The following is a 19,733-nucleotide window of genomic DNA, read 5'->3' on the forward strand; positions in this document are numbered from 1 at the left end:
GCCCAGCCAGTGGAACGCCTGATGGAAGCTGACTTAACATCTCTGGCCGGGGCGGGCACACAGCCCCCCCCGCCCCGAACACCCACAGACCAGACCGCCCCCCCAACACAGGGTCAGGCGGAGGATCAGGTGCCGCGCGTGCCGCTTTTGCGGCTGGAGGGGTTTGAAGGGCCAATGGACCTTCTGCTCGATCTGGCGCGGGCGCAAAAGGTGGACCTTGCACGTATTTCCATCCTGCAACTGGTGGAACAGTATCTGGCGGTGGTGGACAATGCCCGCCGCGTAAGGCTGGAACTGGCAGCGGACTGGCTGGTCATGGCGGCATGGCTGGCGTGGCTCAAGTCCCGCCTGCTGCTCCCCGCTGATGATGAACTGGCCATGGAGGGGGAGGAAGCCGCCGAACTGTTGCAGGAGCGGCTGATCGAACTGGCCTGCATGGGTGAGCTTGCCCGTTGGCTGGAGGCCCGGCCCCGGTTGGGGCGGGATGTGTTTGCCCGTGGCCTGTCCGAAAATCTGGTGGAGGTGGACCGCTCCGGTCTGGCGCTGGATATGCCCCAGCTCATGCGCGCATATCTTGCCGCTGTACGGCGCACCGCGCGCAGGCGCATTTATGCCCCCCGCACCATCCGGTTCTGGACCGTGCAGGACGCGCTAAGCAGGCTAACCCGCCTGCTGGGCGAAACCCCGCCGGGCTGGAGCACGCTGGATGCGTTTCTGCCCGAAAGTCTGCCCGAACAGATGGAGGGCGAGGACGCCCAGCGCCAACGCCGCGCAGCCATGGCGGGCACCCTGATCGCGGGGTTGGAACTGGCCAAGACCGGGCGGCTGGAACTGCGGCAGGACGAAACCTTTGGCCAGATCATGCTCCGCCCGCATGAGCAGACGCAGGATGCGGACCCACAACCGCAGGAGACGGACAACACCGCGCAGCCCCGGGCCAATGGCAGTACGGCCCGGCCCAGAACAGAAAAAAGGCAGGACGACAACGCGTGACCAGCATTCCCGCACCCATTCCCGTGCCAGATGAGGCCGTAAGGCTGGCCGAGGCCCTTATTTTTGCCTCCACCGAGCCGGTCAGTGCGCGCCGTCTGGCGGATCTGCTGGAAGACCGCCAGATCATGCCCACGGGCGAGGACGATCTGGGGGCTTTTGTGGCGGCAGTGCTGGCAGCTCTTGTCCACCGTTATGAGGGCAGGGGGGTTTTTCCCGTGGAGGTGGCTGGTGGCTGGCAGTTCCGCACCGCCCCCGATCTGGCGCCCCTGCTGACCCGTGTGCTCGAACGCCCCCGGCGGTTGCCCCGCGCGGTTATGGAAACACTGGCTATTATTGCCTACCACCAGCCCTGCACCCGTGTGGAAATAGAGGAAATCCGGGGCGTCAGCCTTGGCCAGAATGTGCTTGATACACTGATCGAGGCGGAACTTATTGCCCCGCGTGGGCGCAAGGAGGTCCCGGGCAGGCCGGTGCTGTGGGGCACAACCCCCGATTTTTTGCGCCATTTTGGCCTGCGTTCTCTGTCCGACATGCCGCGTAGGGAAGAACTCATGGTCGATATCCCCCAAAATCCGGCCGAACTTGGGGGCGCGCAGTCGGCCATAACCTTCAAGGCCACGGAGGAAGAGGGCGGGAACACCCAACCCCATCCCCCCAATGTCGCCCAACCCATGCCCGATGCGCCCCCTCCCGACAGTCCGGCAGATGGGCTGGTTGCACAGGTTGCGGTTCCCGCCCCCGATGGTCCGTGATAGAGATGCACGCGCTCCCTGTGTTGCAGGGCTGTGTGGCGGGTTGCACGGAGTGGGCGTGAACGGGGCTTGTTATGTTTGATTTTGCATGGTCGGAATTCGCCCTGATCGGCGCGGTGGCTCTGGTTGTTATTGGCCCCAAGGATTTGCCGGTGGCTATTCGCGGGCTTGCAAAAGGCATTAAAAAAGCCCGTGCACTGGCCAGCGAGTTCCAGTCCCACCTTGATGAAGTGGTGCGTGAGGCCGACCTGTCCGAGGTTAGCGAGCATGTGCGGGACCTGAAAAACCTGAACGTCCGGAGCCGGATTATGAAGGCGCTGGACGGGGATGGCAGCCTGAGCAGGGCCGTATCCGCCCCTGCGGTGGCAGAGCGGTTTGTACCGTCCGGCCCCAGAGCGCTCGATGCCATGCCCCGCTCATCCAGCCCCGCGGCAACAACGCCAGATTATGCCGCCGGGCATACGGGCAGCACATCTTACGGTTCCGCTCCCGCATGGCAGGATGACACACTGGACCGGCAGGTGGAGAGTGCCCCCCCCGAACTCCCGCCCGTTATTGTAAGGCGTATTCTGCGCGAGCAGGACCGGCTCCACCCGCCCGCCATTGTGCCGCCTGTGCGCCTAATGCATGCGGGCCATAGTGTGGCGCCGGGTGTTATTCCTGTTTTGGGTGGGGTGTCTGGCAGCGGGCGGCACAATAGGCCGCCGCCTCCGCCGCCTGTATCCCCCGTTCTGGCGGATACTGCGGGGCAGGTAGTGGAGCAAAGCCCGCCTGATCCCGCCCGGACCCCCGACCCGGCCAGTGCTCCCCCCTTGCCCGAGGGCGCGGATAACCCGGCACAAACCAGCACGGCCACAGATGGAACAGGCAGCACGGCGGCGGACAGGCAGGCATGAGCGATAACGCACCCAATCAGGAAGACCCGATCCACGACCAGCCCATGCCATTGCTGGAACATTTGCTGGAACTGCGCCGCCGCCTGCTCTGGTCGGGGGCTGCGTTTATGGTGTGTTTTGCCCTGTGCTACCACTACGCGGGCGATATTTACCTGTTTTTGGCCCGACCTCTGGGCGAGATCATGCGCCAGCGGGGCGAGCAGCCCCATCTGATCTACACAGCTCTGTACGAGGCCTTTTTTACCTATATCCGCGTGGCGTTGTTTGGGGCTGCGTTCCTGTCCTTCCCCATTGTGGCCATTCAGGCGTGGATGTTTATTGCACCGGGCCTGTACAGGTCGGAAAAACGGGCATTTGCGCCATTCCTTATTGCAACGCCCGTGCTGTTCGTGGCCGGGGCTGCTCTGGCGTATTACTTTATTTTCCCCGTGGCATGGCGGTTTTTCGTGTCGTTCCAGACGCCGGGTGCGGGGGGCGATCAGGTGCAGATCGAACTTCAGGCCAAGGTGTCGGAATATCTGTCTCTGGTCATGAAAATGATCATGGCGTTTGGCATTGCCTTTGAGCTGCCGGTGGTGCTGAGCCTGCTGGCGCGCGTGGGCATTGTAACTTCCGCCATGCTGCGCAAGTTCCGCCGTTACGCCATTGTGGGGGCCTTTGTGCTGGGGGCCATTTTTATGCCGCCCGACCCCATTACCCAGTTTGGTCTGGCCGTACCCCTTGTGCTGCTTTACGAAATTTCCATCCTGTGCGCCCGCGTGATCGAGCCTAAACGGCCGGTGGCGGATACGCCTGACCCTACGACCAACCCCGAGCAGGAGGTTCCCTGATCCATGCATGACATCCGCGCCCTCAGAGCCGACCCCACCGCGTTTGATGCGGATCTGGCCCGCAGGGGCATGGCCCCCGTATCTGCGCAGTTGCTGGCATGGGATGAGGAAAAACGGCAGGCCCAGACCCAGTTGCAGGACAAGCAGACCCGCAGCAAAACGCTGGCGCGTGAGATCGGAACCCTCAAACGCACAGGGGGAGACACCGCAGCGCTGGAGGCCGAAGGGACCTGCCTGCGCATGGACATGGAAGGGCTGAAGGAAAAAGTGGACAGTCTGGGCAACCAGACCACAACCCTGCTGGCCACCCTGCCCAACCGGCTGGACGCAACCGTGCCAGATGGCCCGGATGAAAGTGCCAATGTGGTTGTGCACACATGGGGCACCCAACCCGTTTTTGCCTTTGCCCCCAAACAGCATTTTGAGTTGGGTGAGGCACTGGGCCAGATGGATTTTGCCACGGCCGCCAAGCTGTCCGGTTCGCGCTTTGTGGTGCTGCGTGGCGGGCTGGCACGGCTGGAGCGCGCTTTGGGCCAGTTCATGCTCGACCTGCACGGGACCGAGCATGGCTACGTGGAAATGCAGGTGCCCGTACTGGTGAATGATGACGCCATGTACGGCACTGACAAACTGCCCAAATTTGCCGACCAGTCCTTTAGAACCGAGGATGGCCGCTGGCTTGTGCCCACAGCCGAGGTGCCGCTGACCGCGTCTGTTGCGGGGGATATTGTGGAGGGTGCGGCCCTGCCCCTGCGTATGACGGCACTCAGCCAGTGCTTCCGGAGCGAAGCCGGGGCATCGGGGCGGGATGTGCGGGGCATGCTGCGCCAGCACCAGTTTGAAAAAGTGGAAATGGTGAGTGTCACCACCCCCGAGGAGAGTGATGCCGAGCACGAGCGCATGACCCGCTGTGCCGAGGCTGTTCTGGAAAAACTGAACATTCCCTACCGCCGTATGCTGCTTTGCGCCGGGGATACAGGCTTTGGCGCGGCTAAAACTTTTGATTTGGAGGCATGGCTGCCGGGGCAGGATGCATGGCGCGAGATTTCGTCGTGTTCCAACACGCGTGACTTTCAGGCCCGCCGCATGAATGCCCGGTACCGTGCGCAGGCCGGAGGGGCACCGGCTTTTGTGCATACCCTTAACGGCTCGGGTCTGGCTGTGGGGCGTACCCTGATCGCGGTCATGGAAAACTACCAGAACGAGGATGGCTCCATAACCGTGCCAGAAGTTCTGCGGCCTTATATGGGCGGTCTTGCGCGTATTGCGTAAGCTCTGGCGCGCAGCCCCCAGCCGGGGCATGGGGGCATGACCCAACAGCCATTGCTGTTACTGGGCATTGCCATTGTGGCAGAGGTTATTGGCACGGCCTGCCTTGCGGCCTCGCAGGGGTTTGTGCGGTGGGTGCCTGCGGCGATCAGCCTGCTTGCGTATGGGTGCGCGTTTTACCTTTTGTCCATCCCGCTCAAAACCATGCCTGCGGGTGTGGTTTATGCCTTGTGGTCGGGCGTTGGTATTGTGCTGATCTCGCTTATTGGCGCAGTGTTTTTAAGGCAGACGCTCGATGGGCCAGCCATTGCCGGTATTGTCCTTATTCTGGCTGGGGTTCTGGTCATTAACCTGTTCTCGTCCGCCACGCATTAAAGGAGCGCTGCATTGGGCCTACCCCGTGCGGGTTATCGGTTGCGGGGTAAGCGTCATGCCGGTGGAGCCAGTGTAAACCGTTTTATGGTGTGGGGCTTATGGTGCTGATCACCAGACCGGATGTCAGAATCTGGGGGAGCACCACGGCATCGCCCTTTGCGGGTACAAAGAGGTAAAACGGCACGCCGTCACGCCCATGGGCATGCAAAAAAGCGGTTATGACCGGGTCGCGGCGGGTCCAGTCTCCGCGCAGGGTGGTTACACCATAGCGGGCCATGGCGGCCTGTGTTGGAGCGGTGTTCAGGGCCACGCGCTCGTTCACAAGGCAGGTAATGCACCATGCCGCCGTCATATCCACAAACACGGGTTTGCCCTGTGCGTGCAGGGCATGCAGCCGCTGAGGAGAGAAAACCTCCGTCCCGGCGGGTAGGTCCGGGTGTGTGTCTGGCTGTTGCGGGGCTTGCTGGCGCAGGGCTGGTAGCAGGGCCATGGCCCCCAGCAGCCCAAGCAGGGCTACGCCATACAGGGCTGTGCAACTCCGGCTGTGCCCCGCAAGGCGCTGGCGCTTTTGGGCAATGCCATAAACCCATGCGGCAAAAGCCAGAAACACCATGCCCGCGCTCAGCAGTAGGGCTGTGGTGGCGCCACCTTCCACCGTAGCAACCCAAAGCAGCCACACGCATGTTCCCAGCAGGGGGAAGGCCAGAAACTGGCGTAAATAATCCATCCATGCGCCGGGTCGTGGCAGACGGCTGGCCAGTGCGGGGCTAAAAGCCAGAACAACGTAAGGGGCGGCCAGCCCAACGCCAAGGGCTGCAAAAACCACCAGCCCGGTCAGTGGCGGGCCAGCCAGTGCGCCAGCAATGGCAACCCCCATGAACGGCGCGGTACAGGGGGAGGCCACGGCCACAGCCAGCAGGCCGGTCAGCACATCATGCGCAAGCCCGTGCTTTTGCGGGCTGCCAGCCCCAAATGCCGGGGGTAAAAAAGCAAAAACATCCAGCAGGTTAAGCGCCATGGCAAAGAGCAGCCATGTGATCATGCTCACAAACACAGTGGACTGGAACTGGAACCCCCAACCCGTAGCACTCCCCCCAAGTCGCAACCCCATGACCAGCGCACCAAGGGCCGTAAAGCCCACAATAACCCCGCCCGCATAGGCTATGGCGCTGTGTTTTTGGTGTTTGCGTTCGCTCAGGCCCATGCGGGCCACGGCAAGGGCCTTCATGGCCAGAATGGGAAAAACACAGGGCATCAGGTTCAGCACCAGCCCGCCTAGCAGACCGAGTGCAATAAAGCGGAGCAGGTCCGCCATGCTGCTGGCGGCATGCGGCATAGCCCCGTCTGCGGTTGTGGCTGGGGTCTGCTCCGGTTCTGGGGGGGCGGGGCTGACCCCAGCGGGTGCGTTGTGCTCCGGGAGGGGCGTTGTGGCGGTTGGGGGAGCCGCCACGGGCAAGGTGGTGGATGGTGCTGGTATTGGGGCCGAAGCCGTGCCTGTTGTGGCGGTGGGGGCCGGTTGTGGGGTGGTTTGCACACTCAGGGCGCGCTCGGCTCCATTCGGGTCACGCAGGACCAGAATACCGGCAACGGGTTTGTTCGGAATAAACCCCGCCACGGGTTGCAGGCGCAGGGACAGACCATCTGCATCAAATGTCAGCGTCTGTGGTGCGGCTTCGGCAATCTGTCCGCGTTCTTCGGGCATGAACCATGCATCCGCCACGGATTGCCTGTTCAGTTCGGGGGCCTGCACATGCAGCACCCCCGCCGGGGTAAGAGTAACCGGGTAAGGCGAGGGCACGGGTGTGCGCTGTGCCGCCTGCACAAACAGGGATGCCTGAGCGGAGGCCAACGGCGCGCCTGTGGGCAGGGTCAGGGTGAAGGTACCGTCCTCTGGAATGCAGGACTGCTCGCAGACAAGCCAGCTGGCCTGTGCGTTCAGGCTGACCTGCCCATGCGCATCTGGCGTGCCGGGTTGTAGGTGCACCGTAACTGGCAGAACAACATCGCCCGTATAGGCGTAAGACATAAGGGAGGCATCCCTTATGCGTTGTGGTGTTGGCCAGGTAATGGCTCCGGCTGTTCCTTGCAGCGCGCCAGATGCGGTTACGCTCAGGCTGGCGGGGTCTCCTGCATCTCCGGGGTTCAGCCAGTATGTGTGCCAGCCGGGCCGGAGTTGCAGGCGCAGGGCCACATGCAGGGGCGTGCTGGCGCTGGCGGTGCTGGCATCGGTTATCAGGCTGGCGGTGCTGTGGGGGCTGACCAGTGGCGCACTTTCCGCAGCGATTGCCCCATGGAGCGGCACGGCCGCGCAGGCCATGGCCGCGGCCAGTCGCCACGCCAGCCCAAGGCTGCCGGGCCGCAGGGGGCCGCGCGGGCGGGCAAGGCAGCGCCGGGTTGGGGGGTGCTGGCCCGTGGGGCTGGGTGGCAGGGAGGCGGAGCGGGCAGGGCGGCGCATCAATGTCAGCTTTCAACACGGGGCAGGGCTAAAAGCGGCAGCATACGCAAAGCCTGCGTATGAGGGAAATGGATCGTGCGGCCCGTACCAGTTTTAATGCCCGGAGTCGGCCTGTGCGCCGGGCTGGAGCACGAACAGGCGCGAGCAGTATGGGCAGACGGTCTGGTGGTCACCAATTTTCAGCCAGACGCGCGGGTGCCCCAACTGGCCCAGCCCGCCATCACACGCAATTTTACGCTGGTCCACCAAAATGGTTTCCACATGGCCCAGACGGGGGCGGGGGATGGGGTTTGCCGGTTGGATAAGCATGGGTTCAAAGCCTTGTATCTGGTTGGCATGCACGGATATGGCGCAAAGTCTGGGGGGATGATACGCATTGTCACCGTGGTTGTGCAGCAGGCATCTTTTCCCATACGCGTGAGCAAAGGTTTACGCCGCCGCTGGAGCAGGGTTTTGCCTCTGTTCGGGTGTGCGCTGCTTGTGCTTGCGGGCTGTACCAGCATTCCTCCGCCCGCCCCCGTGCCCCCTCCGCGTTATGCGGCTGCTGCCCGCCTTGTCCCGCCCGATAGGGTGCTCACACTGCATGACGGTACGGCCATACCCGCCCGCATCTGGCGGGCGCACGGGCCGGAACGGGCCGTAGTGCTGGCCCTGCATGGGTTTAATGATAGCCGTGATGCATGGGAATATTCCGCCCCCATGCTGGCAGGGCAGGGGATTACGCTGGTCGCCCCGGATATACGCGGTTTTGGCGGCACCGCCATGCGGGGTGGCTGGGCAGGTGCTACCCGGCTTGTGGCCGATGCGCGGGAGGAGGTGGAGCAGGTACGCCACACCCACCCGGGTGTGCCGCTCTACCTTATGGGCGAGAGCATGGGTGGGGCCGTTCTTATGCTCCTTATGGCCGGGCCGGATGCGCCAAATGTGGCGGGGACCATACTGCTTGCCCCCGCTGTATGGGACCTTGGGGTGGGGGCGGATATTCCGCTGGATATTTTGGCAACGTTTTTTCCCAGGCGTCTGGTAACCGGGCGGGAGTTGCCGGTGCATGTGGTGGCGAGCGATAACCCCGCAGCCCTTATCCGCCTGTATTATAACCCGTTGACCTTGCGCCAGACCCGGCTGGAGGCCCTGCGCGGGCTGGTGACGCTCATGCGCCGTGCAGCCCACGTGGCCCCTGACCTACGTGGCCCGGTTTTGTGCCTGTATGGCGATCAGGACCAGCTTGTGCCCCCACAGGCTATGGTGCGTGTGTGGCAGGGTGTTCCACCCAATGTTCGGCTGGACCTTGTCACTGGGGGGCACCACCTTTTGTTGCGAGACCGGCGGGGCGCTCTTGCCCTGAATGACATTGCAGGCTGGATTATCCAGCCCGAGCGTTTTTTGCCATCGGGAGGGGATGTGGCGTCCGCTGTGTGGCTGGCCCAGTACGGTGGGGCCAGCGGACCGGGCCATAATAACCCGGCGTGGTTTCTGCCTGCCCGGCTGGATGGTGTGGCTCCGCCATAGGTGTGTATGCCCCCCATATCGGGCGTTCTGGCCCTGTGCGGGCAGCTTGGGTGGGGCATGAAAGATAAAGGCTTGGCAACGCCCCCCGCTTTAGGTTAGGAGAAAGGCCAACGGACCCGTAGCTCAGCTGGATAGAGCGTTGCCCTCCGAAGGCAAAGGTCACGCGTTCGAATCGCGTCGGGTCCACCAATCCATTTTATGATTCAAACAGATTTTTCTGTGGCTCATCAGTTCGGGCAGCGCGCATTCATTTGTGGTTGTAGGGGTTTTATCCCGCTCTGCCATAGCCGCCATTTGTCTATTGGATGGTCCCGAGTCCTGACTGCTGTAGGGCAGGCTCCGGTCAGGTGTTATGCACCCGGCTTTTGAGTGTTGTCTTGCGGGTGTGGTAATTTTGGAATAGCCCTTTTCATCTTCCCCCAATAGTATCATAGAATATTTTTGCAGTGATTTGATCTGGAGATATTTATGCAAATAAATACTAAAGCAGCAATTGCCATGACAGGACTTCTGTCTTTGTCCGCCTGTGCCGAAACCCCAATGGGTCCGACAGTTCAGGTTCTGCCCCCTCCGGGCAAGGATTATAATGTTTTTGTGCAAGAACAGCAGTTCTGCCGCACACAGGCTGCCGCCGCTGTTAATGGGCAGGCGGAACACCAGAACCACAAGGCCATTTATGGCGCTCTGGCAACAACAGCGCTTGGGGCTGGTCTGGGCGCTGCTGCTGGTGGTGGTACAGGTGCGGGTATTGGTGCTGCCGCTGGCGCACTGGGTGGTGCAGGCGGTGGCGGGCTTTATTCCCAGAGCCAGCAGAGCGGCATACAAACCCAGTATGATAATGCGTATGTTCAATGCATGATTGCCTATCATAACGTGCTGCCCGGTTATAATAACCCGCAGCAGGCATCCGGGCATGGTACAGTCAAACATAGGGCTACACACCACACTCAGGCAGCCCCCCATAATACTTCGGCACAGCCCACGACCCCGGCGGCAGGTCAGGCTTCTGCCCCGATTGAGCTGGACTAGGGCGTATTCCCGTTTGATTGGTAATGTATTCTCTCCGTTTTCAAGGAGAGAATACAGGCGGCGATATGGCCTGAATGACCGCCCGTGGGGCGCGGATAAAGATCTTTTCCGGGGTCATGTCGGCGGAACGGCTGCCGGTATTGTCTGTTTTTGTTGAACGCTTGAAACGCTTAATCAACCGGCATAAACCCGTTGGCAGTCCACTGCGGTCAATACGGAGCAGTTCGGATATTGCCATCCTGTTTTGGGGTGATTAAAGCCCGGATCGTCATAGGTTGGCCGCTTTGGCGTGATCAGGATAATGAGGGATTATGGAAAAGAATCAGATTTAAGTCATAATTTATGATGCAAGAAAGAAAATTTTAATAAATATAAAAAATACAACGTCTTCCAATGAAGCGAGTGAATATGTATTTTGAGTATATATAAGAGTGTTTTGCGCTTTCTTGGTTAAAAAGGTATGGGGTAAATTATAATCATATGTCCAATAATGCATTGATAGGTTTTTCAGGATTTATAGGATCTGTTATATCAAAAACAGAATCTTTTAGTCATGCATATAATAGTCAAAATATTGACGACATAAGAGGACATTCTTTTGATCGCGTCGTCTGTGCTGCGGCGCCAGCGACCATGTGGGCCGCTAATCAGTTCCCCGAGGAGGACAGAGCTAATCTGAACCGCCTGATTGACAATATTGGTACGATCAAAGCAAAGCACTTCATACTGATCTCCAGCATTGCTGTGCTGGACGATATGTCCGCCGGATACACGGAAGTAAACGCCCGTTACGAGCAAAACAAAGCTTATGGCCGCCATCGCCGCGAGCTTGAAGAACGCTTGGCCGCGCAGTTTGCAAATTGCCATATCCTGCGCCTGCCCGCCCTGTTCGGGCCGGGGCTGAAGAAGAACTTTATCTTTGATCTGCTCAACCCGGTGCCATCCTTTATCAAGCCAGACAGATTTGCCGCTCTTGCTGGGGATTTTACTCTTGCTGAGATGGCATTGCTCAATCAGTTCTACACCTTTGATGAGCACCTGAAGATGTGGGGGCTTGCGCGCAAGCAATTACAGGCCGCGCAGGAACGGGGTGTGCTCGAAGCCGCCTTTGAGCGCATTGGCTTTATTGCCCGCAATTTTACCAATAGCGCCAGTCAGTTTCAGTTCTATAACGTCCAGCGTCTTGGTGCGGATATCAATCGGGTGGTCAATGCCGGGCTTGATGTGGTCAATATTTGCTCCGAGCCGCAGGACGCGGCACAGATCTGCTACGAATTGACCGGCAAAACATTCAGCAACAACGCCCCCCCCTTGGTGAATGAGGATATGCGCTCGATCCATGCCGATGTGTTTGGGGGGGCAGGCCCCTACCTGTTCAGCCGGGCCATGGTGATGGAAGACCTCAAAACATTTTTTGAAGCCGAGGCCACAGCGTGAAACTGGCTATTTCCAACATTGCCTGGCAACCCGCACAGGCCCGCGACATTTATGCCTTGATGCGCGAATATGGCTTTGCGGGACTGGAAATAGCGCCCGGCCTTGCCTTTCCCGATGAGGCAGACCCCTTTGCTCCGTCACCTGCCGCCGCTTCGGCCTTTCGCAATGAATTGGACACATTCGGGCTTCAACCCGTATCGATGCAGTCTTTGCTGTTTGGCGTTGTGAGGGCGCAGTTATTTGGCACCTCTGCCGAACAGAGCCAGTTTGAGCAGGCCATGCTGCGTGCGATCGGGCTGGCCGAGTGTCTTGGCATTCCCAATCTGGTCTTTGGCTCACCAAAAAATCGTGCCTATCCCACGTGTATGTCTTCAACCGAGGCGCATGCCCATGCGGCCGAGGTCTTTCAACGGTTGGGTGAGCACGCCGTCAGGGCGGGCACGCGCATTGCCATCGAACCCAACCCGGCAAGCTACGGCACCAACTTCCTTACAACCGTGGCGGAAACAGCCGAGTTTGTTGCCGCCCTCAACCACCCCGGCATTACGCTGAATTACGATCTGGGCGCTCTATATGCCAATGCCGAGACAGGCGATGCAGGCGTAATCTATCAGGCTGCCCGTGGCCATGTATCGCATGTGCATTTGAGCGAGCCGAGCCTTGCTCCGGCCCCCGCTAGCCCCGAAGCTCTTGCCAGCATCGCACGGACATTGTTGCAGCTAGGTTATCGCAACTGGTTTTCGCTGGAAATGCGCGCGCCAGAAGGTAATTTGCTGCATGAAATTGCCACCCGACTTGCCCTGACCGCACAGGTTTTCTCTAACCTTGAAGATACATGCCATGCGGAGTGACATCCTTGTTTCGGTCGGCGTGATTGATGAACACGGCCCCCGCCGTGGTATTCCGCGTCTGGCGGAAGTTATTGCAAAACTCTCCTTGGCGTTTGAATACTTCGAAGTCCTCTATGTTATGGAGGAGCAGTATCGTTGCGAACTGGATGCGATGGCCGAACAGATTTCAGGCCTGACCAACCTCCGCATTATCCTGACAACCGAAGGTACGCATTATTACCACCGGCGTCTGGTAACCGCGCGTGAAGCGATTGGTGATGTGGTGGCCCTGTACGACCCGGATGAAATTTCTGTGGAGGAACTGACCCGCAAACTGGGAGAATCAAAGGACCGGAATGAAATTCTTGCGGGCTGGTTCTCTGTTCCCGCACCCACGGCATGGACTTATCGCCTGCTTGCGTTCAGTTCCCATTATATCATTACAGCGCAGGCGGCCCGCACGCTCATTATCCCGCGCGAATGGCTGAATACGTTGCTTGTCCGCCGCAGCGCCGTGCTCGACCTGCGTTTTCAGGCGCGGGTTTCGCTCACGCGCTATTGCCATTTCGATATTCCCAAAAAGCAGACAAAGGGCAGTAACCTGTCCGGGCGTTATGAACTCCTGCGCGAAGTCATGCTTTGTGATGCCCCACGCTACCTGAAGGGCTATGCCTTTATGGGGTTTCTGGTGGTGTTGGGCACGATGGCTTATATTGCCTATGCTATCGCCATTGTACTGTTACGCCCGCATGTGCAGGAAGGGTGGTTTTCCAACGCGGTGGTCGAGGCCGCATCAACCGCCTTCATTGCAACGGGCATGTCGCTTATTGCCTTGGCCCTTGTCACTGTGCTGGATGTTCTGCAGGGCACAAGCGATCGGATCGTGGTGGCGGAACTGTCCAATATCAGTTTTTTTGACAAGGTTGGCTGCCGCAATGTGGAGGTTGGCTGACGTGCTGCATGCTTTGAAATGGAACTCTTCTGATGTGTGAGAACGACCTGCAACGCGCCATCGCCGATCGTGGCTGGCAGGTGCCTGCCTTCACCGCAACGGTGTTCCGCCCGCGGCAGTCGCGTTATGTCATTATCGTTCCTGTTATCAACGAGGGGGAGCGCATCCAGCGCCAACTGCGCGAAATGCACGCGCTGAACAGCGGGGTCGATGTTGTGGTGGTCGATGGTGGCTCCACGGATGGCTCGCTGGAACGGCCTTTTCTGGAAGAGGTCGGTGTGCGCGCCCTTCTGGTCAAAACCGGCAAGGGTAAGCTTTCGGCGCAGTTGCGCTGTGGCTATGCATGGGCGCTGATCGAAGGGTATGACGGGATCATCACCATTGATGGAAACGGCAAGGATGGGGTGAGCACACTGCCCCTTTTTGCTCAGGCCCTTGATGAGGGGTATGGCTATGTGCAGGCATCACGCTTCATTAAAGGCGGACATGCCGAAAACACGCCGCTTTCTCGACTGCTGGCGATCAGGCTGATCCATGCCCCGCTGCTGAGCATAGGGGCACGCATGTGGCTGACCGACACCACGCAGGGTTACCGGGCTTACTCCAGCGCTTACCTGCTGGACAGCCGCACACAGCCTTTCCGTAATATTTTCATGGGTTACGAACTTCTGGCCTATCTGACCGTGCGTGCCAGCCAGTTGGGCTACCGGGTGAAGGAACTGCCCACCAGCCGTATTTACCCGGCGAATGAAGCCGTCCCCACCAAGATTTCCGGCATCCGGGCACTTCTTGATCTGATGCTTGTACTGTTCAAAACACTGGGTGGAACCTATCACCCCGCCACACAGAAATAGAGTGCCAGATGTCTGTCCGACCCGAATACGACGTTATTATCGTTGGCGGCGGTTTTTATGGGTGTTGTCTGGCATTGTTCCTACGGAGCGTGACGGACCGTATCCTTATTATCGAACAGCATGAGGAATTGCTGACCCGTGCCTCGCGGGTTAATCAGGCACGCGTGCATTTCGGGTTTCATTATCCCCGCAGCTTCGTGACGGCCCTACGCTCGCGCGACCTGAGCACCAAATTCGTGCGCGACTTCAAAAACGCAGTGGTGGACGATTTCCAGATGCTTTACGCCATCGCCCGGCGGCAGAGCAAGGTTTCGACCGCGCGCTTCTTGCGCATGTTTCAGGACATGGACGCACCGATCGTTGAGGCCAGCGCGCCAGATACCGCGCTGTTCAATAATGATCTGGTGGAAGGTGTTTTCAAATGCACCGAATACGCTTTTGACTGGAGCATTCTACGCGATAACCTGAAAAAACGCCTTGATGCGAGCGGCATTACCATAGCCTACGGTGAAACTGCGGAAAAAGTGACCATGGCTGATGGTGTGAATTATCTGCATTTGGCATCCGGGCGGGTGGTGAACTGCCGGGAATTGTTCAATGTGACATATGGCGGGTTGAACCGCTTACCCATGGCCAGTGGTTTTGCACCATTACCCCTGAAATACGAACTGGCTGAAGTCGCTCTTGTCGCCCCCCCGCCGGAACTGGCAGGCAAGGCCGTGACCATTATGGATGGCCCCTTCTTTTCGCTTATGCCTTATCCGGCGGAAGGCCTCTATTCTCTTACGCATGTGCGCTATACGCCGCACAGAAGCTGGGTTGATCAATCAGGCAAGGCCAACACCTACGGGCAGGCTGACACCATGGTTGAAAGAACACGTTGGCGACACATGATGGCTGATGCACGGCGCTACCTTCCGTGCGCAGAGCATATTACCTACCATAAATCTCTTTTTGACGTAAAAACCGTTCTGACCCGTAATGAACGGGATGATGGACGCCCCATTCTGCTGCACCAGCATTCTGCAAAGCCGGGGTTTTATTCCGTTATGGGGGGAAAGATCGATAATATTTATGATCTGTTTGATACGATCGCGCAGATTATTCCAGATTATAAAAATGCCAATACTGACTATTTGTTGAGGCCGGAACAACAGGATTGATGTTGTCCGTAGCTTAAAAAGGCGCAAGGAACTTTGCCTGTGCCGGGTTCTGCTGTTGGGCTGAACTGCCGCGTGGGATGCCTGTGGTAAGCTCTGGTAGAGTTGGGAGTGACCGATGGTCTGCATTGCCATGGTTCATGCGTATTTATAGGCCACAGCTGTTCTGATGGAATGCTTGCTCTCGTAGCCCAAAGATCGTTGGTTGATTGAGTGTATGGGGGGCGAGAACGTCTAACTCAGGGAAGTCGCCTTGTCTTACGCGTAATGTTAACTATGCGGATACAAATGGACCCTTTTGAAAAATCATCGTGTCGAATTTCCAAAAGGGCCTAAAATATAATATTATTCAATATTGAATACACTATTCCCTATGTCTGGCATTTTATAGGCTTCACAGGATTTTATATAAAAATCATGATAATTATTCCCCATAATTGTTGAATCAAAAATAGTATTTGATCCTTTTTTCAAAAATACAGGAAATTCCACAACAGATTCTTTATTTGGAAGAGATGCGTGTCCGTGAGCATCTGCTGCATAAGAGATGTTGTTTCTGAAAAACAGAATGTATCTTCCACCATTATGTGAATGATAATTCAGTTTGACATAAAAAACACCGGAATCTTCATTTTCAATTTTTATGTTTTTGTTATCAACAATAGAGCAGGAGGCTGGAGTTTCTTTTATTTCCTGAGGGTTTTTCTTCCATACGACTGTTTTTTCTGAAAACATGATTGGGTGATAATTTAACAGGATCTTTTTATAAAACCAAAAATTCTGAGTAAGGCTCCAATGCTGCCATTCTGCAGAAACGCTCGATTTTGTCGTAATGACAAAATCACTTTTCCCCAGCGATTTTTGCACGATATTCCGGGTATTGCCTAAGGCATGGATGACGGAATCCACGGGCCATGAAGAAAACTGACGCGTTAATGAACTCCATAATCCCCAGTATTCTTCTACAACGGCATTGTTTTTATGCTGCCGAATAAAGGTAATATAGTCTGTCCATTCAGTCCCGAGATACCCTTTGTACTCTCCAATGTAAAATCGTTTTGGATCAGTTTTGGCAAAAGAAATATCGCTATTATATTTTGTAATTATTCCGAAAAATCCAAACAGAACGCAGGCAAATGTTGTGCAAAATAAAGCGTAATCAATGTTTTTCTTCCAGTTGGCGTTTGGAATAATCTTGAACGTTGTAATATAAATGAATTTAATCAAGAGTAACGCGATCACAATAAATGACCAGAAATGGAGAGCGTCAAAATATTGAGATATGTGCCCACCTACAGTTGCTATGCACCCCCCACCGAATAGAGATATGCCAATAAATGCGATAAGCATATCTTCTACGTCTTTAAGAAAAAATGATTTCAACAGATAAAAAATCATCAATAAGCAAGGGATTACATTATTGTATTCTCCTGCATGGCTTATAATCAGCCTGTAAAGCTGTATAATATTGCAAATGCGACCATTCATGCCATACGGTGGAAAATACCACCACTGGTCTTGAGCAACGTCTTGAAAATTATATTTCAATAACGGGATCGGATGTCCGCCCGTTGCGAGTGTAATCAAACAAGACCATGTCGCTACGGATATGAGAACCGTAGTGAAACAGTTTTTGAAGAACGTTTTTCTATCATCTATAAAAAAGAATGCTGCACAGAAGATGGAATACATTAACCCTGTTATGAGTGCAAAGTCATTGGACCATAATAGAGAAATTCCTATTACAAGACCCATAAGCAGGTTTCTGTATGTTTTGTTGTTTACTTTGGTTGTGATGTAAAACATGCATATGGAAACAAGATAAACAATGCTGCTCCGAATAGGGCGGATGGAATTTCCGGGTTCAATAGCAAAGCTGAAATGTTTTAGAATATGATGGTTCTGGGTCACAAAGGGTATGCTGAATATGACAGCACCACCGATTAGGGCCGACATTATATTCCGGGAGCGAAAAACCAGTTTCCATAGAAAGGAAATTGATAACCACCGAACAGCAATGTAATAAATTTTGCTGAAAACACACTGGATGTCAGGCAACTACCAGAGAGTTTGAAAATTGGATACAGTAGGAAAAGGGGACCAATACCTAAGTAGGGGAAAAAATTCCGCCCCGGTAACTGGCCTGCATCCAGACGGAATAGCCCACTTGCAGTCTGAAAGGCACCATCAAGGTGGAATGTCGGTACATTAATTGCCAGATCCAGAGACTGGAAAACGAGGAATACGATAAATAAGGCAATCGTAGACAGTCTGATCCCGAGATAAAATATTCTTTTCATTCCAAAACTTATTTTCATGTTTGAGAGTTTTATTTATATATTCTGCGGTGATGTGATCGTCAACACAGTATTTGAATGCAATATTGATGCTCGCTGTTAATGAAGTTTGTGATTAACAGAGGGGAATCGCTGTTTTTTTGCGGACCGGTTGTTATTCTTCAATGGGAATTCGAAAATCAATAAGTAAAACTCTAAAATATAATTTATATTCTATATGTTTATTCTATTGTTTTGTGTTCTAATTTTATTTCGCATTCATGATCGTATTATTTTCTTCCTGTTGTCAAAATCTGACGATAGTTAAATTTGGACAGTTTGGGGCCTCGGTGCGCCAAAGTTTTTTCAGGAGGGTTCAAATGGGGCCGCGCGCGGTCATTGACTGCTGGGTTTCCACGACCGACCAGTCCTGCGCGCCAGAAGGGCGAGATGAAACGGTACGCCGAACGCGCGGGGGAAGTCTGGTCTAGCCGCTGCCATGGTGCGCGGGAAGGCTAGAAAGAAGAGCGGCTGAAGTCCGAGCGTTAGCGCCGAAAGTTATGGCGCTGGTAGCTGAAAAGCGGGGACTGCTCGCGATCTGGGAGGCAGCAGGAACACTGTTGCGGCCATTGCACAGAGAAAAAGCTGAATTTATCGGCCGTTGAAGACGCGTGGCTTTCTACCGTTTGCTATGGCTGGACTAGGGCGTGTTGTCCGTTAGTCTCTGCGGCTATCACAGGCTTGCACTCCTGTTTGGTCGCGATGCAAGCTGATGCCAACATTCCTCGCCGCAGTGCACCGGTCTTTGCCGTCAGACGACACGCCCTAGTAAGCGAACCCCCTTATGCTGTAACCGAGTGTTGCACTCAGTCGACCGTAACGGTTGCATGGGTGTTCGCAATAAAACTATCCAAGCTGGAAAAAGCCGGATTAAACAGCGAACTATAGGGGAACCGTGCCTGCATAATGGGCAAAGGCTCTTCCAGTTGCGTGACAATCTTCAGGGTGCCGCCCTGTGTGCCCCACCGTGCAAAGGGTGTTGCATTGTCAGGCTGTGTCCGATTTTGTGGGAACGGTGAATCGGGAATAGCCTGCGCACGCTCGATAATGCCTTTATTATCGAACTGAATGTCCGCACTTTGCAGTTTGATGCTCGCAAACTGCTGGGCCATCTGCATAAGCGAAACCAGATTAAAGCCACCGCCCTGCACAACGGATGTCATGCCGCTGAGGAATGTATTGGGAACATCCGCTAGATCAACACTCACATTCCATCCACCAATCTGAACAAAGCTGGCGTTGGATTTAACAGCAAGTTTCCGATCCGATAGGCTGTAGGACAGCGCAATATCGCCCGTGACCGTGGAATACCCCAACCCTCTGAGCTTTGTATCCGACAGGCCAGAAGCCGTTAATATATTGGCTTGTTCGGTAGAGCATTCAATATGGCTGGCGGAAAGGCTGAGCGCGCCAGGCAATGTCCGGGATGAAGACAAACCACCAATGGCAAGAGAGCCAACCCGGATGGGGTGGGTATCATTGTCAGACAGGCGAATGCTTACGTCATATATTGTTACATTGCCAAAGGGAGACGCGCTGACAGAACCATACCTTACGTAAGAGGCCAGTTCTGTTTGTTCCAGAAAATCATGCAGTTTCTGGTTCGCCATGCGGCTGGCCTCGTGGCTGGCTGCTACCCAGCCAATGCCCGCCAGCACCACCACACCCGCACCCGACGCCACGATTAAGGTACGGTAGCGCGCCCACAGGCCAGCCCGCTTGGTCGGATCGGCCATGGCGGCTGTGGCATCGTGCAGGGTGTCTGCCCCATGGTGGAGCACACGGCCTGCAAACTGGCTGACCTGCCCCGCCGCCACTGCGCCTGAGGCCTTGATGCGTGGGCCATGTTCCGCCCACAAGGTGCTGGCCATCTGCTGCACGCTTTGCTCGGCATTTGTGGCGACACCCATGCCCAGTGTTACCAAAGGCAGCCCGCCATCGGCCTGCGCCAGCTTACCCGGCGGCGCAAGTGTGGACAAAGGGGGGAGCAAAAGCTTGGGGTCCGGCTTTCCGCGCGCCAGTGGCGCTGTGCCGTGTTTGCCAGACTGCATGACCT

Annotated in this window: 17 protein-coding genes and 1 tRNA gene; 14 read left to right on the top strand and 4 right to left on the bottom strand. The window is 56.3% G+C overall.

The window, feature by feature from the left end; translation table 11 throughout:
* Positions 1 to 21: 21 nt before the first annotated feature.
* The 6 genes from AABE20_RS06275 to AABE20_RS06300 all read left to right on the top strand — a co-directional run bounded on the left by AABE20_RS06275 (position 22) and on the right by AABE20_RS06300 (position 5,115).
* A complete protein-coding gene (locus AABE20_RS06275) occupies positions 22 to 993 on the top strand; it encodes a segregation and condensation protein A (RefSeq protein ID WP_338332299.1) in 972 nt (323 codons plus the stop codon).
* The gene (scpB, locus tag AABE20_RS06280) at positions 990 to 1,745 is read left to right on the top strand and encodes an SMC-Scp complex subunit ScpB (protein WP_338332300.1); all 756 of its coding nucleotides are present in this window, start codon (positions 990 to 992) and stop codon (positions 1,743 to 1,745) included. The genes AABE20_RS06275 and scpB overlap by 4 nt, the downstream gene beginning before the upstream one ends.
* Positions 1,746 to 1,819: 74 nt before the next feature.
* Positions 1,820 to 2,641, top strand: a complete 822-nt coding sequence (gene tatB / locus AABE20_RS06285) for a Sec-independent protein translocase protein TatB (RefSeq protein ID WP_338332301.1) — start codon at positions 1,820 to 1,822, stop codon at positions 2,639 to 2,641.
* Positions 2,638 to 3,471: a twin-arginine translocase subunit TatC gene (gene tatC / locus AABE20_RS06290; RefSeq protein ID WP_338332302.1), complete on the top strand. Its 834-nt coding sequence runs from the start codon at positions 2,638 to 2,640 to the stop codon at positions 3,469 to 3,471. The genes tatB and tatC overlap by 4 nt, the downstream gene beginning before the upstream one ends.
* Before the next feature lie 3 nt (positions 3,472 to 3,474).
* Positions 3,475 to 4,743, top strand: coding sequence for a serine--tRNA ligase (gene serS / locus AABE20_RS06295; RefSeq protein WP_338332303.1), 1,269 nt, complete (start codon positions 3,475 to 3,477; stop codon positions 4,741 to 4,743).
* 36 nt (positions 4,744 to 4,779) lie between these two features.
* Positions 4,780 to 5,115 carry a DMT family transporter gene (locus AABE20_RS06300; protein ID WP_338332304.1) on the top strand — a complete coding sequence of 112 codons (336 nt, stop codon included), beginning with the start codon at positions 4,780 to 4,782 and terminating at the stop codon, positions 5,113 to 5,115.
* A gap of 82 nt (positions 5,116 to 5,197) precedes the next feature.
* On the opposite strand, the gene AABE20_RS06305 is transcribed toward AABE20_RS06300, so the two are convergent.
* On the bottom strand, positions 5,198 to 7,570 hold the full coding sequence (locus AABE20_RS06305; RefSeq protein ID WP_338332305.1) for a protein-disulfide reductase DsbD domain-containing protein: 2,373 nt from the start codon (positions 7,568 to 7,570) through the stop codon (positions 5,198 to 5,200).
* Positions 7,571 to 7,663: 93 nt separating this feature from the next.
* Positions 7,664 to 7,879: a zinc-finger domain-containing protein gene (locus AABE20_RS06310; RefSeq protein WP_165992026.1), complete on the bottom strand. Its 216-nt coding sequence runs from the start codon at positions 7,877 to 7,879 to the stop codon at positions 7,664 to 7,666.
* 57 nt (positions 7,880 to 7,936) lie between these two features.
* Here AABE20_RS06310 and AABE20_RS06315 point away from each other — a divergent pair, with 57 nt between their 5' ends.
* The 8 genes from AABE20_RS06315 (at position 7,937) to AABE20_RS06350 (ending at position 15,344) form a co-directional block, all read left to right on the top strand.
* Positions 7,937 to 9,079, top strand: a complete 1,143-nt coding sequence (locus AABE20_RS06315; protein ID WP_338332306.1) for an alpha/beta fold hydrolase — start codon at positions 7,937 to 7,939, stop codon at positions 9,077 to 9,079.
* Between the two features lie 112 nt (positions 9,080 to 9,191).
* Positions 9,192 to 9,268, top strand: a tRNA-Arg gene (locus AABE20_RS06320).
* Between the two features lie 309 nt (positions 9,269 to 9,577).
* On the top strand, positions 9,578 to 10,108 hold the full coding sequence (locus AABE20_RS06325; RefSeq protein WP_338332307.1) for a glycine zipper family protein: 531 nt from the start codon (positions 9,578 to 9,580) through the stop codon (positions 10,106 to 10,108).
* A gap of 633 nt (positions 10,109 to 10,741) precedes the next feature.
* Positions 10,742 to 11,545 (top strand): NAD-dependent epimerase/dehydratase family protein, encoded by an 804-nt coding sequence (locus AABE20_RS06330; RefSeq protein WP_338332308.1) that lies wholly within the window; start codon positions 10,742 to 10,744, stop codon positions 11,543 to 11,545.
* Entirely contained in the window at positions 11,542 to 12,396 is an 855-nt protein-coding gene (locus AABE20_RS06335; RefSeq protein ID WP_338332309.1) for a sugar phosphate isomerase/epimerase family protein, read from the top strand. The genes AABE20_RS06330 and AABE20_RS06335 overlap by 4 nt, the downstream gene beginning before the upstream one ends.
* The gene (locus AABE20_RS06340) at positions 12,386 to 13,327 is read left to right on the top strand and encodes a hypothetical protein (RefSeq protein WP_338332310.1); all 942 of its coding nucleotides are present in this window, start codon (positions 12,386 to 12,388) and stop codon (positions 13,325 to 13,327) included. Before AABE20_RS06335 ends, AABE20_RS06340 begins: the two co-directional genes overlap by 11 nt.
* Before the next feature lie 32 nt (positions 13,328 to 13,359).
* Entirely contained in the window at positions 13,360 to 14,181 is an 822-nt protein-coding gene (locus tag AABE20_RS06345) for a glycosyltransferase (protein WP_338332311.1), read from the top strand.
* Positions 14,182 to 14,189: 8 nt separating this feature from the next.
* Entirely contained in the window at positions 14,190 to 15,344 is a 1,155-nt protein-coding gene (locus AABE20_RS06350; RefSeq protein ID WP_338332312.1) for an FAD-dependent oxidoreductase, read from the top strand.
* Between the two features lie 342 nt (positions 15,345 to 15,686).
* On the opposite strand, the gene AABE20_RS06355 is transcribed toward AABE20_RS06350, so the two are convergent.
* Both AABE20_RS06355 and AABE20_RS06360 read right to left on the bottom strand, forming a co-directional pair.
* Positions 15,687 to 17,297, bottom strand: a complete 1,611-nt coding sequence (locus AABE20_RS06355) for a hypothetical protein (RefSeq protein WP_338332313.1) — start codon at positions 17,295 to 17,297, stop codon at positions 15,687 to 15,689.
* Positions 17,298 to 18,483: 1,186 nt separating this feature from the next.
* A complete protein-coding gene (locus AABE20_RS06360; RefSeq protein ID WP_338332314.1) occupies positions 18,484 to 19,728 on the bottom strand; it encodes a hypothetical protein in 1,245 nt (414 codons plus the stop codon).
* Positions 19,729 to 19,733 lie beyond the last annotated feature (5 nt).

It is taken from the genome of Acetobacter zythi (assembly GCF_963921165.1).
Classification (GTDB): domain Bacteria; phylum Pseudomonadota; class Alphaproteobacteria; order Acetobacterales; family Acetobacteraceae; genus Acetobacter.

Coding starts and splice junctions, on each gene's coding strand:
- AABE20_RS06275 (WP_338332299.1), top strand. CDS start 22: ATGGAAGCTGACTTAACATCTCTGGCCGGGGCGGGCACACAGCCCCCC.
- tatB (WP_338332301.1), top strand. CDS start 1,820: ATGTTTGATTTTGCATGGTCGGAATTCGCCCTGATCGGCGCGGTGGCT.
- tatC (WP_338332302.1), top strand. CDS start 2,638: ATGAGCGATAACGCACCCAATCAGGAAGACCCGATCCACGACCAGCCC.
- serS (WP_338332303.1), top strand. CDS start 3,475: ATGCATGACATCCGCGCCCTCAGAGCCGACCCCACCGCGTTTGATGCG.
- AABE20_RS06300 (WP_338332304.1), top strand. CDS start 4,780: ATGACCCAACAGCCATTGCTGTTACTGGGCATTGCCATTGTGGCAGAG.
- AABE20_RS06305 (WP_338332305.1), bottom strand. CDS start 7,570: ATGCGCCGCCCTGCCCGCTCCGCCTCCCTGCCACCCAGCCCCACGGGC.
- AABE20_RS06310 (WP_165992026.1), bottom strand. CDS start 7,879: ATGCTTATCCAACCGGCAAACCCCATCCCCCGCCCCCGTCTGGGCCAT.
- AABE20_RS06315 (WP_338332306.1), top strand. CDS start 7,937: ATGATACGCATTGTCACCGTGGTTGTGCAGCAGGCATCTTTTCCCATA.
- AABE20_RS06325 (WP_338332307.1), top strand. CDS start 9,578: ATGACAGGACTTCTGTCTTTGTCCGCCTGTGCCGAAACCCCAATGGGT.
- AABE20_RS06330 (WP_338332308.1), top strand. CDS start 10,742: ATGTGGGCCGCTAATCAGTTCCCCGAGGAGGACAGAGCTAATCTGAAC.
- AABE20_RS06340 (WP_338332310.1), top strand. CDS start 12,386: ATGCGGAGTGACATCCTTGTTTCGGTCGGCGTGATTGATGAACACGGC.
- AABE20_RS06345 (WP_338332311.1), top strand. CDS start 13,360: ATGTGTGAGAACGACCTGCAACGCGCCATCGCCGATCGTGGCTGGCAG.
- AABE20_RS06350 (WP_338332312.1), top strand. CDS start 14,190: ATGTCTGTCCGACCCGAATACGACGTTATTATCGTTGGCGGCGGTTTT.
- AABE20_RS06355 (WP_338332313.1), bottom strand. CDS start 17,297: ATGTCGGCCCTAATCGGTGGTGCTGTCATATTCAGCATACCCTTTGTG.
- AABE20_RS06360 (WP_338332314.1), bottom strand. CDS start 19,728: ATGCAGTCTGGCAAACACGGCACAGCGCCACTGGCGCGCGGAAAGCCG.